16 protein-coding genes and 1 rRNA gene are annotated in these 15,877 nt (G+C 70.0%); 9 read left to right on the top strand and 8 right to left on the bottom strand.

Annotated elements, in window-relative coordinates; translation table 11 throughout:
* Window positions 1-53: 53 nt before the first annotated feature.
* The 3 genes from ACTF4R_RS11705 to ACTF4R_RS11695 form a co-directional block, all read right to left on the bottom strand.
* The gene (locus ACTF4R_RS11705) at window positions 54-941 is read right to left on the bottom strand and encodes a sulfurtransferase (protein ID WP_440008021.1); all 888 of its coding nucleotides are present in this window, start codon (window positions 939-941) and stop codon (window positions 54-56) included.
* Between the two features lie 101 nt (window positions 942-1,042).
* A complete protein-coding gene (locus ACTF4R_RS11700; RefSeq protein ID WP_440008019.1) occupies window positions 1,043-1,990 on the bottom strand; it encodes a universal stress protein in 948 nt (315 codons plus the stop codon).
* Window positions 1,991-2,169: 179 nt separating this feature from the next.
* Complete coding sequence (locus ACTF4R_RS11695) at window positions 2,170-2,541, bottom strand: DUF7344 domain-containing protein (protein ID WP_440008017.1); 372 nt, start codon at window positions 2,539-2,541, stop codon at window positions 2,170-2,172.
* A 255-nt stretch (window positions 2,542-2,796) separates the two neighbouring features.
* Here ACTF4R_RS11695 and ACTF4R_RS11690 point away from each other — a divergent pair, with 255 nt between their 5' ends.
* From ACTF4R_RS11690 to ACTF4R_RS11675, 4 genes are all read left to right on the top strand, one after another.
* Window positions 2,797-5,577: a cation-translocating P-type ATPase gene (locus ACTF4R_RS11690; RefSeq protein ID WP_440008016.1), complete on the top strand. Its 2,781-nt coding sequence runs from the start codon at window positions 2,797-2,799 to the stop codon at window positions 5,575-5,577.
* 24 nt (window positions 5,578-5,601) lie between these two features.
* Entirely contained in the window at window positions 5,602-6,282 is a 681-nt protein-coding gene (locus ACTF4R_RS11685) for an MBL fold metallo-hydrolase (protein ID WP_440008015.1), read from the top strand.
* 134 nt (window positions 6,283-6,416) lie between these two features.
* Window positions 6,417-7,391, top strand: coding sequence for an NAD-dependent epimerase/dehydratase family protein (locus ACTF4R_RS11680; RefSeq protein ID WP_440008013.1), 975 nt, complete (start codon window positions 6,417-6,419; stop codon window positions 7,389-7,391).
* A gap of 26 nt (window positions 7,392-7,417) precedes the next feature.
* Complete coding sequence (locus ACTF4R_RS11675) at window positions 7,418-8,164, top strand: CPBP family intramembrane glutamic endopeptidase (protein WP_440008012.1); 747 nt, start codon at window positions 7,418-7,420, stop codon at window positions 8,162-8,164.
* Between the two features lie 2 nt (window positions 8,165-8,166).
* On the opposite strand, the gene ACTF4R_RS11670 is transcribed toward ACTF4R_RS11675, so the two are convergent.
* The gene (locus ACTF4R_RS11670) at window positions 8,167-8,445 is read right to left on the bottom strand and encodes a WNWW family protein (protein WP_440008011.1); all 279 of its coding nucleotides are present in this window, start codon (window positions 8,443-8,445) and stop codon (window positions 8,167-8,169) included.
* A gap of 35 nt (window positions 8,446-8,480) precedes the next feature.
* On the opposite strand from ACTF4R_RS11670, the gene ACTF4R_RS11665 reads away from it, so the two are divergent.
* The gene (locus tag ACTF4R_RS11665) at window positions 8,481-8,768 is read left to right on the top strand and encodes a hypothetical protein (protein WP_113276693.1); all 288 of its coding nucleotides are present in this window, start codon (window positions 8,481-8,483) and stop codon (window positions 8,766-8,768) included.
* A 46-nt stretch (window positions 8,769-8,814) separates the two neighbouring features.
* Here ACTF4R_RS11665 and ACTF4R_RS11660 read toward each other — a convergent pair whose 3' ends face one another.
* Together ACTF4R_RS11660 and pdhA are read right to left on the bottom strand one after the other, a co-directional pair.
* Window positions 8,815-9,783: an alpha-ketoacid dehydrogenase subunit beta gene (locus ACTF4R_RS11660; protein ID WP_440008009.1), complete on the bottom strand. Its 969-nt coding sequence runs from the start codon at window positions 9,781-9,783 to the stop codon at window positions 8,815-8,817.
* Window positions 9,773-10,840: a pyruvate dehydrogenase (acetyl-transferring) E1 component subunit alpha gene (gene pdhA / locus ACTF4R_RS11655; RefSeq protein ID WP_440008007.1), complete on the bottom strand. Its 1,068-nt coding sequence runs from the start codon at window positions 10,838-10,840 to the stop codon at window positions 9,773-9,775. Before pdhA ends, ACTF4R_RS11660 begins: the two co-directional genes overlap by 11 nt.
* Before the next feature lie 111 nt (window positions 10,841-10,951).
* Here pdhA and ACTF4R_RS11650 point away from each other — a divergent pair, with 111 nt between their 5' ends.
* From ACTF4R_RS11650 to ACTF4R_RS11640, 3 genes are read left to right on the top strand one after another with little or no spacing between them, the layout of a single operon-like run.
* On the top strand, window positions 10,952-11,578 hold the full coding sequence (locus tag ACTF4R_RS11650; RefSeq protein ID WP_440008006.1) for a universal stress protein: 627 nt from the start codon (window positions 10,952-10,954) through the stop codon (window positions 11,576-11,578).
* Between the two features lie 55 nt (window positions 11,579-11,633).
* Entirely contained in the window at window positions 11,634-12,746 is a 1,113-nt protein-coding gene (locus ACTF4R_RS11645; RefSeq protein ID WP_440008005.1) for a M24 family metallopeptidase, read from the top strand.
* Window positions 12,747-12,802: 56 nt separating this feature from the next.
* A complete protein-coding gene (locus ACTF4R_RS11640) occupies window positions 12,803-13,156 on the top strand; it encodes a hypothetical protein (protein ID WP_440008003.1) in 354 nt (117 codons plus the stop codon).
* Here the strand turns inward: ACTF4R_RS11640 and ACTF4R_RS11635 are convergent.
* Both ACTF4R_RS11635 and ACTF4R_RS11630 read right to left on the bottom strand, forming a co-directional pair.
* Complete coding sequence (locus tag ACTF4R_RS11635; protein WP_440008002.1) at window positions 13,134-14,531, bottom strand: FAD-binding oxidoreductase; 1,398 nt, start codon at window positions 14,529-14,531, stop codon at window positions 13,134-13,136. The genes ACTF4R_RS11640 and ACTF4R_RS11635 overlap by 23 nt on opposite strands.
* 87 nt (window positions 14,532-14,618) lie before the next feature.
* Entirely contained in the window at window positions 14,619-15,179 is a 561-nt protein-coding gene (locus ACTF4R_RS11630; protein ID WP_440008000.1) for an Ntn hydrolase family protein, read from the bottom strand.
* Window positions 15,180-15,803: 624 nt separating this feature from the next.
* Here ACTF4R_RS11630 and ACTF4R_RS11625 point away from each other — a divergent pair.
* Window positions 15,804-15,877 (top strand): 16S ribosomal RNA (locus tag ACTF4R_RS11625); the annotation flags it as partial.

The raw sequence follows: 15,877 nt of genomic DNA, 5'->3' as shown, positions 1-15,877 counted from the left end.
AATCGGCCGGAAAAACGAGTTCGCGGTTCGCTGGCTCGGCGACCGGGTCGCGACTACCCCTTGCTCGCGCGACTGGCGGGGTCGTCGACCTCCGTCTCGATGGGCGAGCGGATGAGGTTGCCCCACTCCGTCCACGACCCGTCGTAGTTGCGCACGTCGTCGTAGCCCAGCAGTTCGTGCAGCGTGAACCAGGTTATCGAGGAGCGCTCGCCGATGCGACAGTAGGTGACGACCTCGCTGTCGTCGGTGATCCCCTGCTCGTCGTAGAGCGACTGCAGTTCGTCGGGGTCCTTGAACGTCCCGTCGTCGTTCACGTTCTCCTTCCACGTGATGTTCGTCGCGCCCGGGATGTGGCCGGCGCGCTGGGCGGTCTCGGGGCTGCCCTCTGGCGCTATCTTCTCGCCGCGGTACTCCTCGGCGGAGCGCACGTCGACGAGCGGCACGTCTATCTCCAGCGCGTCTTCGACGCCCTCGCGGTAGATGCGGATTCCGTCGTAGGGGCCGCCGGCGTCGTACTCCTGGGCCGGGAAGTCGGGTTCCTCGTCGGTCGTCTCGTAGTCGTTGTCGAGCCAGTACTTGCGGCCGCCGTCCAGCAGGTAGACGTCGTCGTGGCCGTAGTACCGGAACTGCCAGTAGGTGTAGGCCGCCCACTGGTTCCACTCGTCGCCGTAGAGGACGACCGTGGAGTCGTCGCTGATGCCGGCCTGTCCCATCTTCTCGGCGAAGTCGGCCTTCTTCAGGATGTCGCGCTGGAACGAGTCCTGGAGGTGCGGGCCCCACCGGAATCCGACCGCACCCGGGATGTGTTCCTCGGCGTACGACTCGTCGTAGTCGATGTCGGCCTCGACGAGGCGATACTCGGGGTCGTCGCTCTGGAACTCCTCCAGTCGGTCCGCGACCCAGTCGGCACTCACGAGCGCGTCGCTCGCGTAGTCTGGCATACACGCCAGTGTCGAGTTTCGTTCTCCTTTGTCTTTGCCCCAAACCTCACGGAGGCCGAAAATACTGGTGAGAGAACCGGTTCGCTCCCGGACAGGTCCGCTCACTTCGCGTCCGTCCGGCGGGCGGACAGCACCGGCACGTCGGTGTGGCGCAGCACGGTCTCGGTGACGCTGCCGACGAGGTACCGCTCCAGCCCCGACCGTCCGTGGGTGCCCATCGCTATCAGGTCCGCGCCGCGCTCGCCCGCGACCTCGCGGATGGTCGACGACGGGACGCCCTGCTGGACGGTCGTCGTCACCTCGACGCCGCGCTCCGCTCCGGCCGCCGCGACGGCGTCGGTCGCTCGTTCGCCGAGGTCTTCGAGCGCCGCCAGGGCGTTCACGTTCGCCTCCGGGAACACGTCGTCGTCGACGAGCACGTTCCGGACGTCGACGACGAACAGCGCGTGGACCGTCGCGTCGTACCGTTCGGCGACGGTCAGCGCGTGAGCGACCGCGGGGCTGACGCCCTCGCGGCCGTCGGTGGCGACGAGCACGTCGTCGTACTCGGTCGGCGTCCCGGTCCCGTCGTCGGTCCCGGTCGCGCGGAGGCTCAGCACGGGCACGTCCGCCTGTCGAAGCACGCGCTCGGTGACGCTGCCGACCAGTATGCGGTCGAGACCGGTCCGTCCGTGGGTGCCCATCGCTATCAGGTCGACGTCGTAATCGTCGACGTAGTCGAGAATCGCTGCCGAGGGAACGCCCGTGACGACGTCGGAGACCGTCGCGACGCCCGCGTCGTCGGCCCGTTCGGCGACGGTCGCGACCGCTTTCTCACCGGTGGCTTCGAGGCGGTCTTCCTGCTCGCGGGCGACGTCGTCGAGGTCGGCGATGCCCGAACTGTACCGGCGCGCGTCGACGACGTGAAGCACGTGCAGCGTCGCGTCGAACGCGGCCGCCAGGGCCGTCGCGTGTCTCGCCGCTCGGTCGGACGGCGCGCTCCCGTCCGTCGGAACGAGAATCCGTTCGTACGCGCCGACGTCCTGCTCGTATGCTGTGGTGTCGGTCATGGTTCGAGGTTCGAACGCGTCGCGGTCGGTTCGCCGTCGTCGTCCGCCGCCGGACGTTCGGGTGCCCTCACGGCTACCGCTTCGACCCGGAGACGGGAATCAACTCCCCGTCCTTCGCGTGCCGGAATCGTCGCGCCTTCGCTCCTCCGTCCGGAACGTCGCCGCGGACCCGTCGGCGGTCAGGGGACGTAGTGCTCTTCCAGGTCCTCGTCGATAGCGAACCGGAGGTCCGCCTCCAGCGACGCCACCCGGTCCGTGAGTTCGACGGTGTCGGTGTCGGCGTTTCGCTCGAGCAGGCCCGCCTGGGTCAGTTTCGGCAGGTGCGTGTGGACGAGCGAGATACAGACCCGTTCCAGGCGGTCGTCGTCGAGGCTGTCCGGGGGCGAGTCGAACTCCCGACGCGCGACCGCCCGCGTCAGTTCGTCGAGCGGGACCGGACGACGTTCGCCGAACAGGTACGCCAGCACGTGCCGGCGACGCTGGTCACGGAGGATGTCGAAGACGAGGTCCGGCGTCAACTCCGGTCGAGTCCGTTCGCGCTGGTTCGCCATTGTTTCCACCTGTTTTCTCCTACGCCGTGGACAGGCATATACTTGGACCTCGATTATCGGTGTGTGACAATCCCCGTCCCGCGCCGGTCGCGTCCCGACGCGGGGTCGCGCGACCCGGGGACGGGTCGCCCGCGGCCGGCGGTCGGCCTCCGGTAGTTCTTCGGAGGTGGCCGTCGATGGACCTGGACGGCGACGGACTCCCCGCCCGGTTCCGGGACGGGCGGGCGACAGCGCGGACGTGGACTTAGACGAGCAATGGAACGACTGGAATCTGACGACCGAGAGGCGACCGTGACGTCGTGGCACAGCGCGTCGCTCGACGGCGTCTTCGACCGACTGGAGACCGACGAGGACGGCCTGACGGCGGACGAGGCCGAGCGTCGGCGCGACGAGTACGGCCGCAACGTGATACGACGCGGCGAGTCGGTGTCGCCGCTCTCCCTGTTCGTCGCGCAGTTCCAGGACTTCCTCGTCTACCTGCTCGTCCTCGCCGCGCTCCTGTCGCTCGGCGTCGGACTCCTCCCCGGCGAGGAGCCCAACTACGTGGACGCGACGCTCATCACGCTCATCCTCGTCGCCAACGGCGTCTTCGGGTTCGTCCAGGACTATCGCGCCGAGCAGTCGATGGCGGCGCTCCGGAAGCTATCCTCGCCCGACGCGACCGTCCTTCGCGACGGCGAGAAGGTGACCGTCGACGCGTCGGCGGTCGTCCCCGGGGACGTCGTGTTCCTCGAACAGGGTGACGCGGTACCGGCCGACGCGCGTCTGCTGTCGGCGACGAATCTCGAAACGGACGAGGCGGCGCTGACCGGCGAGAGCACCAGCGTCTCCAAAGAGCCGGGGACGACCGACCCGGACGCGCCGCTCGCCGAGCGGACCAACATGGTGTACATGAACACGAACGCGGTGAAAGGCCGCGGGACGGCGGTCGTCGTCGAGACGGGGATGGACACCGAGGTCGGGGGGATAGCGACCCAGCTACGGGAGGCCGAGGATACCGAGACGCCGTTCCAGCGGGAGGTCGACCGCCTCGGCCGGCGCATCGGCTACGGCGTCGTCGCGCTCGTCTTCCTCGTGACGCTGATTCAGCTCTCGTTCACGTCGGCCGGCCCGATAACCATCCTCCTCACCGGCATCACGCTGGCGGTCGCGGCGGTTCCGGAGGGGCTACCGGCCGTCGTGACGCTGACGCTGGCGCTCGGCTCCCGGAAGCTACTCGACCGGAACGCGCTCGTCCGTCGGTTGCCGGTCGTCGAGAGCCTCGGTTCGGTCGACACCATCGTCACCGACAAGACGGGGACGCTCACGGAGAGCCGGATGACCGTCAGACGGCTCTCGTTCGGCGGGGCGACGTACGAGGTGACGGGCACGGGCCTCGAACCGGACGGCGAGTTCCGCCGGGACGGCGAGGCGGTCGACCCCGACCGTCTCGCGCCGCTGCTGCGCTGTGGCGCGGTCTGTAACGACGCCGAGCGAGCGCCCGACTCGGAAGACGAGGAGTACTACGGCGACCCGACGGAGGTCGCGGTGCTCGTCGCGGCGGCGAAAGCCGGTCTCGACGGCGACCACGAACGGCTCCGGGAGATTCCGTTCTCCTCGGAACGCAAGCGGATGACGGTCGTCGCGGACGAGGGCTGCGGACTTCCCGGCGCGGCGGACGCCCCGACGGCGTACGTGAAGGGTGCGCCCGAGACCGTACTCGAACGCTGCGACCGCATCGTGGCGGACGGCGAGGTGCGCGAACTGACGGACGAGCGCCGGCAGGCCGTCCTCGACGAGAATCGGGCGTTCGCGGGCGACGCGCTCCGGGTCCTCGGGTTCGCGTGCCGGACGGTCGAGGACGCCGACGCCGACGCGGACGCCATCGAGAACGACCTCGTCTTCCTCGGCCTCCAGGGGATGCTCGACCCGCCCCGCTCGGAGGTGCGCGAGGCGGTCGCGGACTGCCGGCGGGCCGGCATCCGGGTCGTGATGGTGACCGGCGACAATCTCGCGACCGCGACGGCCATCGGCGAGGATATCGGGTTCGACCCGGAGGGCGCGATGACGGGCGCCGAGGTGGCCGAGCTATCGGACGCGGAACTCGCCGAGGCGGTTCGGTCGGTCGAGATTTTCGCCCGCGTCGAACCGGAACACAAGGTGACCATCCTGCGGGCGATACAGGAGAACGGCCACAGGGTCGCGATGACGGGCGACGGCGTCAACGACGCGCCGGCGCTGCGCAACGCCGACGTCGGCGTGGCGATGGGCGTCCGCGGCACCGACGTCGCCAAGCAGGCGTCGGACGTGGTGCTGCAGGACGACAACTTCGTCACCATCCGGGACGCCATCGCCGAGGGACGGGGCATCTTCGACAACGTCCGGAAGTTCGTCAACTACCTGCTGTCTGCGAACGCGGGCGAGGTGCTCGTCGTGTTCGTCGGCGTGCTCGTCGGTGCCGTCCTCTTTCCGCGAGCGTTCGCCAGTCGGTCGGAGGCGCTCGTCCTGACGCCCGTGATGTTGCTGTGGGTCAACCTCGTCACGGACGGCCTGCCCGCGCTCGCGCTCGGGGCCGACCCGAAAGCCGACGACGTCCTGGACCGCTCCCCCCGCGGCGACGACGAACCGGTCATCGACACCCGGATGATGGTCTCCATCCTGACCATTGGCGCGCTGATGACCGTCACCGGTCTCGCGCTGTTCTTCTTCGGCCTGTCGAGAACCCGGGACCTCGTCGTCGCCCAGTCGCTACTGTTCACCTTCCTCGTCACCATCGAGATGGTGCGCATCCAGTCGATTCGCTCGCGATACGACCAGGAATTCTTCTCGAACCGCTGGCTCGTCGGCGCGATACTGGTGACGCTCGCGCTCCAGTTGCTCGTCCTCTACACGCCCCTGCACGTCTTCTTCGACGTGGTCCCGCTCTCGCCCCGGGGCTGGACCTGGATCGGCGTCGCGTTCCTCGCCTTCCTCGTCGCCGACGCCCTCGTCTCGCGGCTGTACGACCGCACCGTCGCCGACGACCGCCGACCCGGGTCGCCTCGGCACGAGGACTAAGCCGCTCAGCGCCGTATCGGGGGTATGGCCAGGCGACTCGCGGACGGGGTGTGGTTGCTTGAACTCGCCGACGTTCCGGTCTTCGGCGCGAACGCGTTCGTCGTCGACGACGGCGAGGTGACGCTGGTCGACGCGGGCCTGCCGCGAGCGGGCCTGCCCAGCGAACTCGCGGACGCGGGCTACGACCCCGCCGACGTGGACCGCGTGCTCGTCACCCACTACGACGTGGACCACGTCGGCGGTCTCCGGGACCTCGCCCTCGACGCGCCGGTCCACGTCGGGGAGCGCGACGCCGCGCTCGTCGCGGGCGCGTACGACCCGCCGTGGCTCCACCACAAGGGGGCGTTCCACCGCGTCGCGCGCCGACTCGTCTCGCTCCCGGCGACGCTCGACGTCCGCCCGGTCGCCGACGGCGAGCGCGTCGGCGGGTTCACGGCCCACCACACGCCGGGGCACAACCCCGGACACACGGTCTACGTCCACGAGGCGCTCGGCGTCGGCCTGCTCGGGGACCTCGTCTGGGAGCAAGACGGCGACCTGACGCCGCCGAGGTGGTGGGACTCCTACGACGTGGCTCGACTGCACCGGAGCATCCGGCGGTTCGCCGGTCGCGAACCCTCGCTCGCGGTGGTCTGTCCCGGTCACGGCGACCCCGTCGTCGGCGGCGGGTCGGCGCGGCTGACCGACCTGGCCCGACGGCTCTGACGACCGCCGGCGCACCTGCCGGGGCCGCCCCCGCTCCAGTCCGTGGAAAGGAGCGACTACCGCGGTAGGCTCGGCCACACGAGGGCAAAGCACACCACGGACGCCGCCGAACCCACGCTCGGAGGGTGGAAGGGTTGAGATATCTCGTCACGGGTGCGACGGGCGCTATCGGCAGTGCAGTCGTCGAACAGATTCTCGGAAGTCGGGCGTCGGAACCGGACGACGTGCCCGAGGCGGACCCGCGACTCGGGGCGGACGACGTCCTGCGCGTCTTCGTGCGGAACGCCGACCGCTTCCGCGACCGGTTCCCGGACGCGCCGGTCGAGGTCGCGGAGGGGAACGCGCTGACGCCCATCGACGTGCGGAGTGCGGTGGCCGACGTCGACGTCGTCGTCCACTGCGTCAACTTCCCCATCGCTCGCTACCACCAGAACGTCGAGGCGGCGAGGCTGCTCGTGACCGCCGTCGGCGAGGACCGCCCGCATCTCGTCTTCCCCGGGAACACCTGGGTGTTCGGCTCGCCGGACCCGCCGATAACGCCGACGACGCCGTTCGACCCGCCGTCGCGACTCGCCAGGTTGAAAGCCGAGACGGACGCGGTGCTGACGAACGCGCCCTTCCCGACGACCGTCGTCCACCTGCCGGACTTCTACGGCCCGTACGTGACCAACGACCTCGTCCGACCGCTGTTCGCCCGCCCCGTCGCGGGTAACAGCGTCGTCTTCCCCGCGCCGGTCGACGTGCCGCACGAGTTCGTCTACGTGGCCGACGCGGCGCGCGCGCTGCTCGCCGTCGCGGGCGAGGAGACGGCCGAGAACCGCCGGTACACCGTCGGGACGGAGCCGACGACGGTCCGGAAGTTCGTCCGGCGGGCGTACGACGCCGCGGGCACGGACGGCCGCGTCTGGGGCCTGCCGCCGTGGGTCGTCCGCGTCGCGGCGCTGTTCAGCGACCGGGTCCGCGCTGTCGCCGACATCCTCCACGTCTTCGCGACGGACGTGACGATGAGCGGCGCGGCGATTCGGGAGGACGTGGGGTTCGAACCGCGAGTGGGGTACCGCGAGGGCGTCCGGCGAACCGTCGCGTGGTACGACTCCGAGGGGGTTTAACAGTCGTGGCTCCGAAACCTCACAGGATGACAGCTCTATCGAACCGACGCTCGCGCGCGCTCCTGGCCGCGGTCGGCCTGGGCGTCGGCGGGTACGCGTTCGCCGTCGCCGTCGTCCTCGTGGCCGGCCTCGTCCTCGCGGCCGCGGGAGTTCCCGTACTCGACAGCCCGTCGCTCCTCATCGGTCTCTCGGTCGTCATGGGGCAGGGCGTCGGCTTCGGTCTGTTCGCGCTGCTGTATCTCCGGTACACGGGGCGCGGCCTCTCGTACGTGAAGGCCCGCGTTCCGACGCTCCGCGACCTCGGCTGGACCGTCGGCGGCTTCGTCGTCTTCTACAGCGGCCTCGTCGCCGTCTCGGTGCTGTTGTCGTCGCTCGGCATCCAGTCGGCCCAGAACGAGATAACCCAGATCGGCGAGCAGGACCCGACGGTGTTCCTGATCCTGATTCCGCTCTCGCTGCTGCTCATCGGTCCCGGCGAGGAACTCCTCTACCGGGCCGTCGTCCAGGAGCGACTCCGCGAGGCGTACGGTCGCTGGGTCGCCATCGCGGTCGCCAGTCTCATCTTCGCGCTCGTCCACGTCTTCTCGCTGCAGGGCGGTGCGGGCGGAAAACTCGCGTACCTCGCCATCCTGTTCGTCCTGTCGCCCATCCTCGGCGCGGCGTACGAGTACACCCGGAACCTCGTCGTCCCGGCGGTCATCCACGGGCTGTTCAACGCCGTCCAGTTCGGCCTCGCCTACCTGACGATGACCGGCCAGATGCCCGGGACGTAGCGTCACTCCCCGTACCAGCGGCGAATCTCGAACTCGGCGTACCCGCCGTAGGCGATTTCGAGCGACCCCATCCACCAGTTCCAGCGCTCCGGCAGCGAGCGGTCGTCCGGGGCGTCCCGCAGGTGCTCGACCACCGCCGCTGGCGTGAGTTCCGCGCCCGCGTCGTTCCGGTACGTGCCCGAATCGGCGAGGTCGCCGGCCTGCCGGACGACCACGCGGCGAGCGCCCGGCGGCGCGTCGAACGCCTCCTCGAGTCGGCGGTCGAGTTCGGTCGCGTCCATCGCCCTTTATTGGGTCGCCGTGCGTGGTAACTCCTGTGACTACCGAACGACCGACCGTGTTCGCGGTGGACGAGTACGAGGCCCAGCAGTTCGACGGCGTCCTGATACAGGACGACGCCGTCGTCTGTCTCGACGCCGGGGAGCGCGCCCGGGTCATCCCGATGGACAAGGTGAACCACGTCGACGCCGACCCGGACCTCCTGCTGACCGGCGCGGAGGTCCCCGACTCGTTCTTCGGCGGCGCTGAGTACGCCTTCGTCGACCCGTCGAAGTTCGACCGCCTCCAGGAACATCTCGACGCCATCGAACGCGAGAACTACTGAGGTCGGCCGCCTCGACCGGTGACGCCTCGAAGTCGCCGTCGATTCCCTACCCGTCCAGCGTGCGCTCGACGGCGGCCAGGACGCGGTCGGCGTCCGGACGGTAGTCGTCCTCGCGGGCGAACAGGGGGTACGGAACGTCGTAGCCGGTGACGCGCTCTACCGCCGTCTCGAGGTGGTAGAACGCCTCGTCGTTGATGCGGGCGATTATCTCGGCCGCCATCCCCGCGGTGCGCGGCGCTTCGTGGACGACCACGCACCGGCCGGTCTTCCGCACCGATTCGACGAGGGCGTCGTCGTCCAGCGGGACGATGCTGCGGAGGTCGAGCACCTCGACGCTCGCGTCCGCGTCCTCGGCGGCAGCCGTCGCCTCGCGGACCATCGCGCCCCACGCGACGACGGTGACGTCGTCGCCCTCGCGCACCGTCCGGGCCTCGCCGAGCGGCACGACGTGGTCGCCGTCGGGCACGTCCTCGCGGGTCGCCCGGTAGAGCCGCGTCGGCTCCATGAACACGACGGGGTCGGGGTCCCGTATCGAGGCGGTCAGTAGCCCCTTCGCGTCCGACGGGGTCGCGGGGACGACCACCTTCAGGCCGGGGACGTTGGCGAACCCGGCCTCGAAGCTCTCCGAGTGGTGTTCCAGCGCCCGGATGCCACCGCCGTACGGCGTCCGAACGGTCATCGGACAGCCGTACCGGCCGCGGGTCCGACTCCGGATGCGGGCGACGTGCTGCTGGAGCTGGTGGAACCCCTGGTAGAGGAATCCCTGGAACTGTATCTCCGGGACGGGCGTGAAGCCGGACGCGCCCAGTCCGACGCCGAGACCGATGATGGCGGACTCCGCCAGCGGCGTGTCGACGACGCGGTCGGGGAAATCGTCGATGAGGCCCTCCGTCGCCCGGAACACCCCGCCGTTGACGCCGACGTCCTCGCCGTAGACGACCACCGACTCGTCGCGCGCGAGTTCCTCGCGGAGCGCCTCGCGGACGGCCTCCACGATGCGGAGTTCACTCGCCACGCTCGAACGCCTCCCGTTGGCGCTCGACCGACCGCGGCGGGTCGGCGTAGGCGAACTCGAACATGTCGGCCGGGTCGACGTCCGCCTCGCCCGCCTTCGCGCGCTCGATGGCGTCGGCGAGTTCCGCCTCTATCTCCTCGTCTATCCGCGCCACCGCCTCGTCGTCGAGCACGCCCTCCTCCAGGAGGTACGCCTCGAACCGCTCGACCGGACCGCGACGCCCCCACTCCGTTTCCTCATCCTCCGTGCGGTAGACGGCGGGGTTGTCCGAGGTGGTGTGCATCGACAGCCGGTAGGTGAGCGCCTCCACGAACACCGGGTCGCCGGCCCTCGCCCGTTCGAGAGCGTCGCTGACGACGCCGTAGACGCCGAGCAGGTCGTTGCCGTCCACCTGCACGCCCTCGATGCCGGCGGCGACCGCCTTCTGCGCCAGCGTCTCGGTGCGCGTCTGCTGCGCCCGGGGCGTCGAGATGGCGTACTGATTGTTCTGGCAGAGGAAGACGACGTGGGCGTCGAACACGCCGGCGACGTTCATCGCCTCGTACACGTCGCCCTCGCTGGTCGCGCCGTCGCCGAAGTAGGTGAGGGTGGCGGCGTCCTCGCCTTCGAGTTCCTGTCCCCATCCGATTCCGGCGGCGTGGAGCGGTTGCGTTCCGACAGGGACGGCCGGCGGCATGTCGCGGTTCTCGTCCGGAATCTCGGCCCCCTCCTCCATCCCCATCGCGTACCACAGCAGCGCGTGCGGCGACGCGCCCCGCGTGAGGAAGGCGGCACTCTCGCGGAACGAGGGAACCATCCAGTCCTCGTCGGCGAGCGCGAGCGCGCTCCCGACCTGTGCCGCCTCCTGGCCGATGGCGGGGGCGTACGTTCCCAGTTCTCCGCGGCGCTGGAGCGCGATGGCGCGCTCGTCCAGTCGCCGCGAGCGTTTCATCTGCCGGTACGCCTCGCGCAGCCGTTCGTCCGAGAGGTCCGGCGCGAGTTCCCGGTCGACGGTGCCGTCTTCGGCGAGCACTTGCACGGAGTCCACCCCGAACTCCGCGATTCGTTGGCGCGGCATGGCGACCGAGCTACGACGGCCCCTCACTTATGTCACCTTGCCGCGGACACCGCTCCCGAGCGCGGTCCCCGTCCACACCAGTTTTCACTCCGGCGGGAGTAGTCTCCCCCGATGTACGACCGGATTCTCGTCCCGACCGACGGTAGCACCGCGACGCGGGAAGCGGCGAAGCACGCCATCGACGTCGCCGGCAAGTACGGCGCGACCGTCCACGCGCTGTACGTCGTCGGCACGGAGCGACTGGAGCGTTCGGACGCCACCCGCGAGGAACTCGAAGTCGAAGGCCGGGAGGCGACCGAGGCCCTGGTCGACCGGGCCGACGACGCGGGCGTCGACGTCGTCACCGCAATCGAGGACGGCCGCCCCTCCGACCGCATCCTCGAATACGTCGACGACGAGGACGTCGACCTCGTCGTCATGGGTACTCGCGGCCGGACCGGCGTCGGCCGCGTCCTGCTCGGCAGCGTCGCCGAGCGCGTCGTCCGCCGGGCCGACGTGCCGGTGATGACCGTCCGGGCCTCCGGCGAGCGCGCCGTCGAGACCGCGGAGGAGGCCGTCGCCGTCGCACGGGACGCCCTCGAAGCGGAGGGCCACGACGACGCGTCCGTCACCGAGGAGCCGTATCGCGCCGCCAACACCTGGATCGTCCGCGCCGAGGGCGACGGCGACGCGTTCAACGTCCACGTCGACCCCTCCTCCGGGGACACCAGCGTCGCTCGCATCCGACGGCGCGACTGACCCGCCTTCCGCCCGCGACGGGAGCTTTTACCTCCCGGGGCGCGTGGCTCCGCCCATGACCCAGGCGTTCGAGGAGCGAACGCGGCGCTGCCAGCAGCGACTCCGGGCGGTCGAGGCCGATGCGGTCGTCCTGTTCCCGAGCACGAACCTCTTCTACCTCTCGGGCTTCCGCGAGGACCCCGGCGAGCGCCACCTCCTCCTCTTCGTGCCCGCGACGGGCGACCCCGCGTTCGTCGTTCCGGAGATGTACGACGAACAGGTCGCCGAGGCGTCGTGGGTCGACGACGTGCGGACCTGGAGCGACGGCGACGACCCGCGCGAACTCGTCCGCGAGGCCGCGACGGACCTCGCCGTCGCCGACGGCCGCCTGCTGCTCGACGACCGCATGTGGGCGCTGTTCACCCAGGACCTCCGCAGTGCGCTGCCCGACGCCGAGTTCGGCCTCGCCAGCGAGGTGCTGGCCCCGCTGCGCGCCCGGAAGGACGACGCCGAAATCGACGCCCTCCGGGAGGCCGGTCGGGTCGCCGACGAGGTCTGCGTCGCGGTCCGCGAACTGGGCGAGGAGGCCGTCGGAACGACGGAGGCCGAACTCGCGCGGGAGATCGAGTCGCGTCTCGCGGACGCGGGCGGCGAGGACCCCGCCTTCGAGACCATCGTCGGCTCCGGCCCGAACGGCGCGAAACCGCACCACGGCCACGGCGACCGCGAGATAGGGTACGGCGACCCCGTCGTGCTCGACTTCGGCGCGTTCGTCGACGGCTACCCCGGCGACCAGACGCGGACAGTCGTCTTCGCCGGGTCGCCGCCCGAGGAGTTCGACCGCGTCCACCGCGCGGTGCTCGAAGCCCAGCGGGCTGGCGTCGAGGCGGCCGGACCGGGCGTCCCGGCCGAGGCCGTCGACCGCGCCGCCCGCGAGGTCGTCGAGTCCTACGGGTACGGCGACCGGTTCGTCCACCGGACGGGCCACGGCGTCGGCCTCGACGTCCACGAGGAGCCGTACGTCGTCGAAGGCAACGAGACGGAACTCGAACCCGGCATGGTGTTCAGCGTCGAACCCGGCGTCTACCTGCCCGGCGAGTTCGGCGTCCGCATCGAGGACCTCGTCGTCGTCACGGAGGACGGCTGCGAGCGCCTGAACGACTCCCCGCGTACCTGGCAGCCGCTCTGACGGCCGGGGTGGTGGTCGCCAGCAGGACTAACCGCGAGCAGGTCGTCGGTGCGGTCATGGACCGAACCACCGACGTTCGCGGCGCACTGGCCGACGTTCGGGTCGGCGTGGAGCGAAAGCGCGAGGTCGTGGCGGTGCTCGAAGAGTCGCGGGAGGCCGTCAGCGAGGGACGCGTCGCCCTCGCGGAGGGCAAGCAGGCGGCGCTCGAACGCCGCGACCGCCTCCGTCGTCGCGTCGCGGGCGTCCAGCGCGCCGTGGAGTTGCTCCAGCAGAACGGCGGCGACGCCGACCTTCGGGACGTTCTGGCCGCGCTCGGCGGTCGTCCGGAGGCCGGGTCCGGCGCGTCGCTCCCGCCGCAGCGCTCGTCCGACGCCGAACGGTCCCGACCTACGCCGTCTCGCTCGGCCTGACGTTCGCGTTGTGCCGGAAGATGTTCTCCGGGTCGTAGCGGGCCTTCACTTCCCGGAGCCGCTCGGCGTTTCCGCCGAACGACGCCCGCTCCTCCTCGGCGTCGAACATGGCGAAGTTGGCGTACTCCTCGCCCGTCGAGTGCGGTTGCATCGCGTCCCAGAACGACTGGACCCACTCGACGTTCGCCTCGTCCTCGGCCGGGTCGGCCCACGTCCCGTCGATGCTGAGCAGGACGGGCGCGCTGCGCTCGCCGAACGCCGTGGCCTCCGGGTCGACGTCGGCGATTGCGCCACCGCGGGACCGAATCGGGATTATCGAGCGCGCCGACGGTCGTCGTCTGGCGTACTCCGTGATGGTCCGGACGGCGTCCTCGTTCAGGTCCGGGAGGTAGTGGGACTTCCAGTAGTACCGGTCGCCGCTCGGGAAGTACTCGTCGAGCATCGACTGGACCGCGACGTACGGCATCGGATCGCTGATGTCGAGCAGCGGCGTCGCCAGCTCCCGGAGCGGCGCCATCGCCTCCTCGCCGTCCTCGACCGGGCCGGCGTACATCCCCATCGTGGCGACGAACGGCGTTCCGTGGAGTTCCTCCGGGAACGGCGCGTGGTCGGGAGCCGTCCAGAGTACGGCGTCGGCCGTGACCTCGCGCGGCGCATCGTCGACCAACTCGTGCCACTGTCGAATCACGTCCTCGGCGTCGTCGAGCGGATAGAACGTCCCGAGGAAGTACACCTCCGGGCCGAGTTCGTGGCAGTCGAACTCGAAGCACGTGACGACGCCGAAGTTGCCGCCGCCGCCCCTGAGCGCCCAGAACAGGTCCTCGTTCTCGTCGGCGCTCGCCCGGCGGACCTCGCCGTCGGCGGTGACGACCTCGGCGGCACGCAGGCTGTCGCAGGTCAGCCCCCACAGCCGGCGAGTCCACCCGTAGCCGCCGCCGAGGGTCAGCCCCGCGACGCCCGTCGTCGAGACGACGCCGCCCGGGACGACGAGCCCGAACGACCGGGTCTCGTGGTCGACGTCGCCCCACGTCGCGCCGCCTTGGACCTGCGCCACGCCCTCGTCCGGGTCCACGAGCACGCCGGTCATCCCCGAGAGATCCACCACGACGCTGTCGTCGGCGACGGCCGTCCCGGCGACCCCGTGACCGCCGCCCCGGACCGCCACGGAACGGCCGTGCTCGCGTGCGAAGGCCACCGCCGCTCGCACGTCCGTGACTCCCGTCGGCCGCGCGACGAGTGCCGGTCGTTCGTCTATCATTCCGTTCCACACCTCCCGCGCACCGTCGTACTCCGGGTCGTCCGGAGTTAGAATCGTCCCCCGGAACCCCGTTTCGAGCGCCTCTGCTTTGCCCTCCTCTATCGTGTCGATTGCCATTCGTCGTTCCCCCGGCGGAGGTTCGCCGAACGACGAGATAGCTCTAACGGGAGCTAGCACTCCACACGTGTAGTCGCTAACGACCGGTCACTCGCCGGTCGTGGCGTCGTCCCGGTCGACCGACGGGAGTCGGTAGACGTCCACCTCGTCCCCCGTCCCGGCGTCGCGGTTCGCGACGGTCGCCATCGTCTCGCGGGCGAACGCTTCGACGTCGTCGAGTTCCTCGGCGTCCGGACCGCTTTCGAGGAGTCCCACGGCGACCGTCGCTCCGCTGCCCCGCGCCGTGGCCTCGGTCACGAGGACGCCCCCGTCGTTGCCGACCTCGCGGAGTTCGGCGTTCCCGTCGGCGGTGCGACCCGCGACGATGGCGTCGACGCCCTCGTCGGCGGCGACGTCGGCGGTCGTGCGGGTGAGCCGGTCGAGTGCCATCGATTCGTCGTGCTCCGTCTCGTAGGACCGGAGCTCCGACTCCACGCGGCTCGCGAACTGCCGTATCGAGCCGGGGTCGCCGACGGCGGCCACTCCCGCCCGGTCGAAGTCGTGGACGCGCTGGACGCCGTCGCTCGCCGTCGTCCCGTCGTGGGTGTATCGGCGGTCGCCGGCGAGGACGACCCCAGCGGTCGTCTCGATTCCGAGTATCGTTCCCACGCCCGGCGTATCGGCCCGCGACGAAAAGAGCGTTCCGTCCGAACGGGCCGTCCATTGTTTTCTTACGCGCGTGCATGGCCGGACTCGTTTTCGACCACCGGATGTTCCCGGTCGCAACCGTTCGTTTCCCGGTTTCAATGGCACAGTTCCTTTCGGCGCTCGTTCGCCGATTCCCCGAAACGGTCCATTGCGAGATACTACCAATCATCGGGGATTATCTTCGATTTGCGAACCCGTCCGGCGAGTCGATTTCGATGTGCTTAAACGTATCCGGGGTTTTCGTAGTAATGTGAACGCCGTCGCGGGCTTCGACCCGGGCCTGACGGGCCTGGTTCGAAGGCCTTATATGTAGACGGTGCTTCGCTTGGAACGCGAAGGGCGAACCCGGTTCATCCGGGTTCGCTATGCAGACGCCAAGGTGAGCCGTGCTCGGCCCCCCGAGCCACGTTTTGCTCGCCGATGACGGCGTCGTTTCCAGTATGAGGACTCCACCCCTGCGGTCCGCCGTACACGATGGGGTCTGACGTGAGCCCTGACAGCCGATAGTCTGTCGACACCTCAACACGACATTGTCGCTATCATGCGACGTCTCCGCCAGACCCACTGAGTATGACGCTCAGGACCATTCCGGTTGATCCTGCCGGAGGCCATTGCTATCGGAGTTCGATTTAGCCATGCTAGTCGCACGAGTTCACACT

The sequence above is a fragment of the Halomicrococcus pelagicus genome (genome assembly GCF_051917725.1).
GTDB lineage: Archaea > Halobacteriota > Halobacteria > Halobacteriales > Haladaptataceae > Halomicrococcus.
This window is presented reverse-complemented; position numbering and strand designations above follow the sequence as displayed.

What these genes read in the sequence shown, in the direction of transcription:
- ACTF4R_RS11705 (WP_440008021.1), bottom strand. Translation starts at nt 941, where the DNA reads ATGCCAGACTACGCGAGCGACGCGCTCGTGAGTGCCGACTGGGTCGCG.
- ACTF4R_RS11700 (WP_440008019.1), bottom strand. Translation starts at nt 1,990, where the DNA reads ATGACCGACACCACAGCATACGAGCAGGACGTCGGCGCGTACGAACGG.
- ACTF4R_RS11695 (WP_440008017.1), bottom strand. Translation starts at nt 2,541, where the DNA reads ATGGCGAACCAGCGCGAACGGACTCGACCGGAGTTGACGCCGGACCTC.
- ACTF4R_RS11690 (WP_440008016.1), top strand. Translation starts at nt 2,797, where the DNA reads ATGGAACGACTGGAATCTGACGACCGAGAGGCGACCGTGACGTCGTGG.
- ACTF4R_RS11685 (WP_440008015.1), top strand. Translation starts at nt 5,602, where the DNA reads ATGGCCAGGCGACTCGCGGACGGGGTGTGGTTGCTTGAACTCGCCGAC.
- ACTF4R_RS11675 (WP_440008012.1), top strand. Translation starts at nt 7,418, where the DNA reads ATGACAGCTCTATCGAACCGACGCTCGCGCGCGCTCCTGGCCGCGGTC.
- ACTF4R_RS11670 (WP_440008011.1), bottom strand. Translation starts at nt 8,445, where the DNA reads ATGGACGCGACCGAACTCGACCGCCGACTCGAGGAGGCGTTCGACGCG.
- pdhA (WP_440008007.1), bottom strand. Translation starts at nt 10,840, where the DNA reads ATGCCGCGCCAACGAATCGCGGAGTTCGGGGTGGACTCCGTGCAAGTG.
- ACTF4R_RS11650 (WP_440008006.1), top strand. Translation starts at nt 10,952, where the DNA reads ATGTACGACCGGATTCTCGTCCCGACCGACGGTAGCACCGCGACGCGG.
- ACTF4R_RS11645 (WP_440008005.1), top strand. Translation starts at nt 11,634, where the DNA reads ATGACCCAGGCGTTCGAGGAGCGAACGCGGCGCTGCCAGCAGCGACTC.
- ACTF4R_RS11640 (WP_440008003.1), top strand. Translation starts at nt 12,803, where the DNA reads ATGGACCGAACCACCGACGTTCGCGGCGCACTGGCCGACGTTCGGGTC.
- ACTF4R_RS11635 (WP_440008002.1), bottom strand. Translation starts at nt 14,531, where the DNA reads ATGGCAATCGACACGATAGAGGAGGGCAAAGCAGAGGCGCTCGAAACG.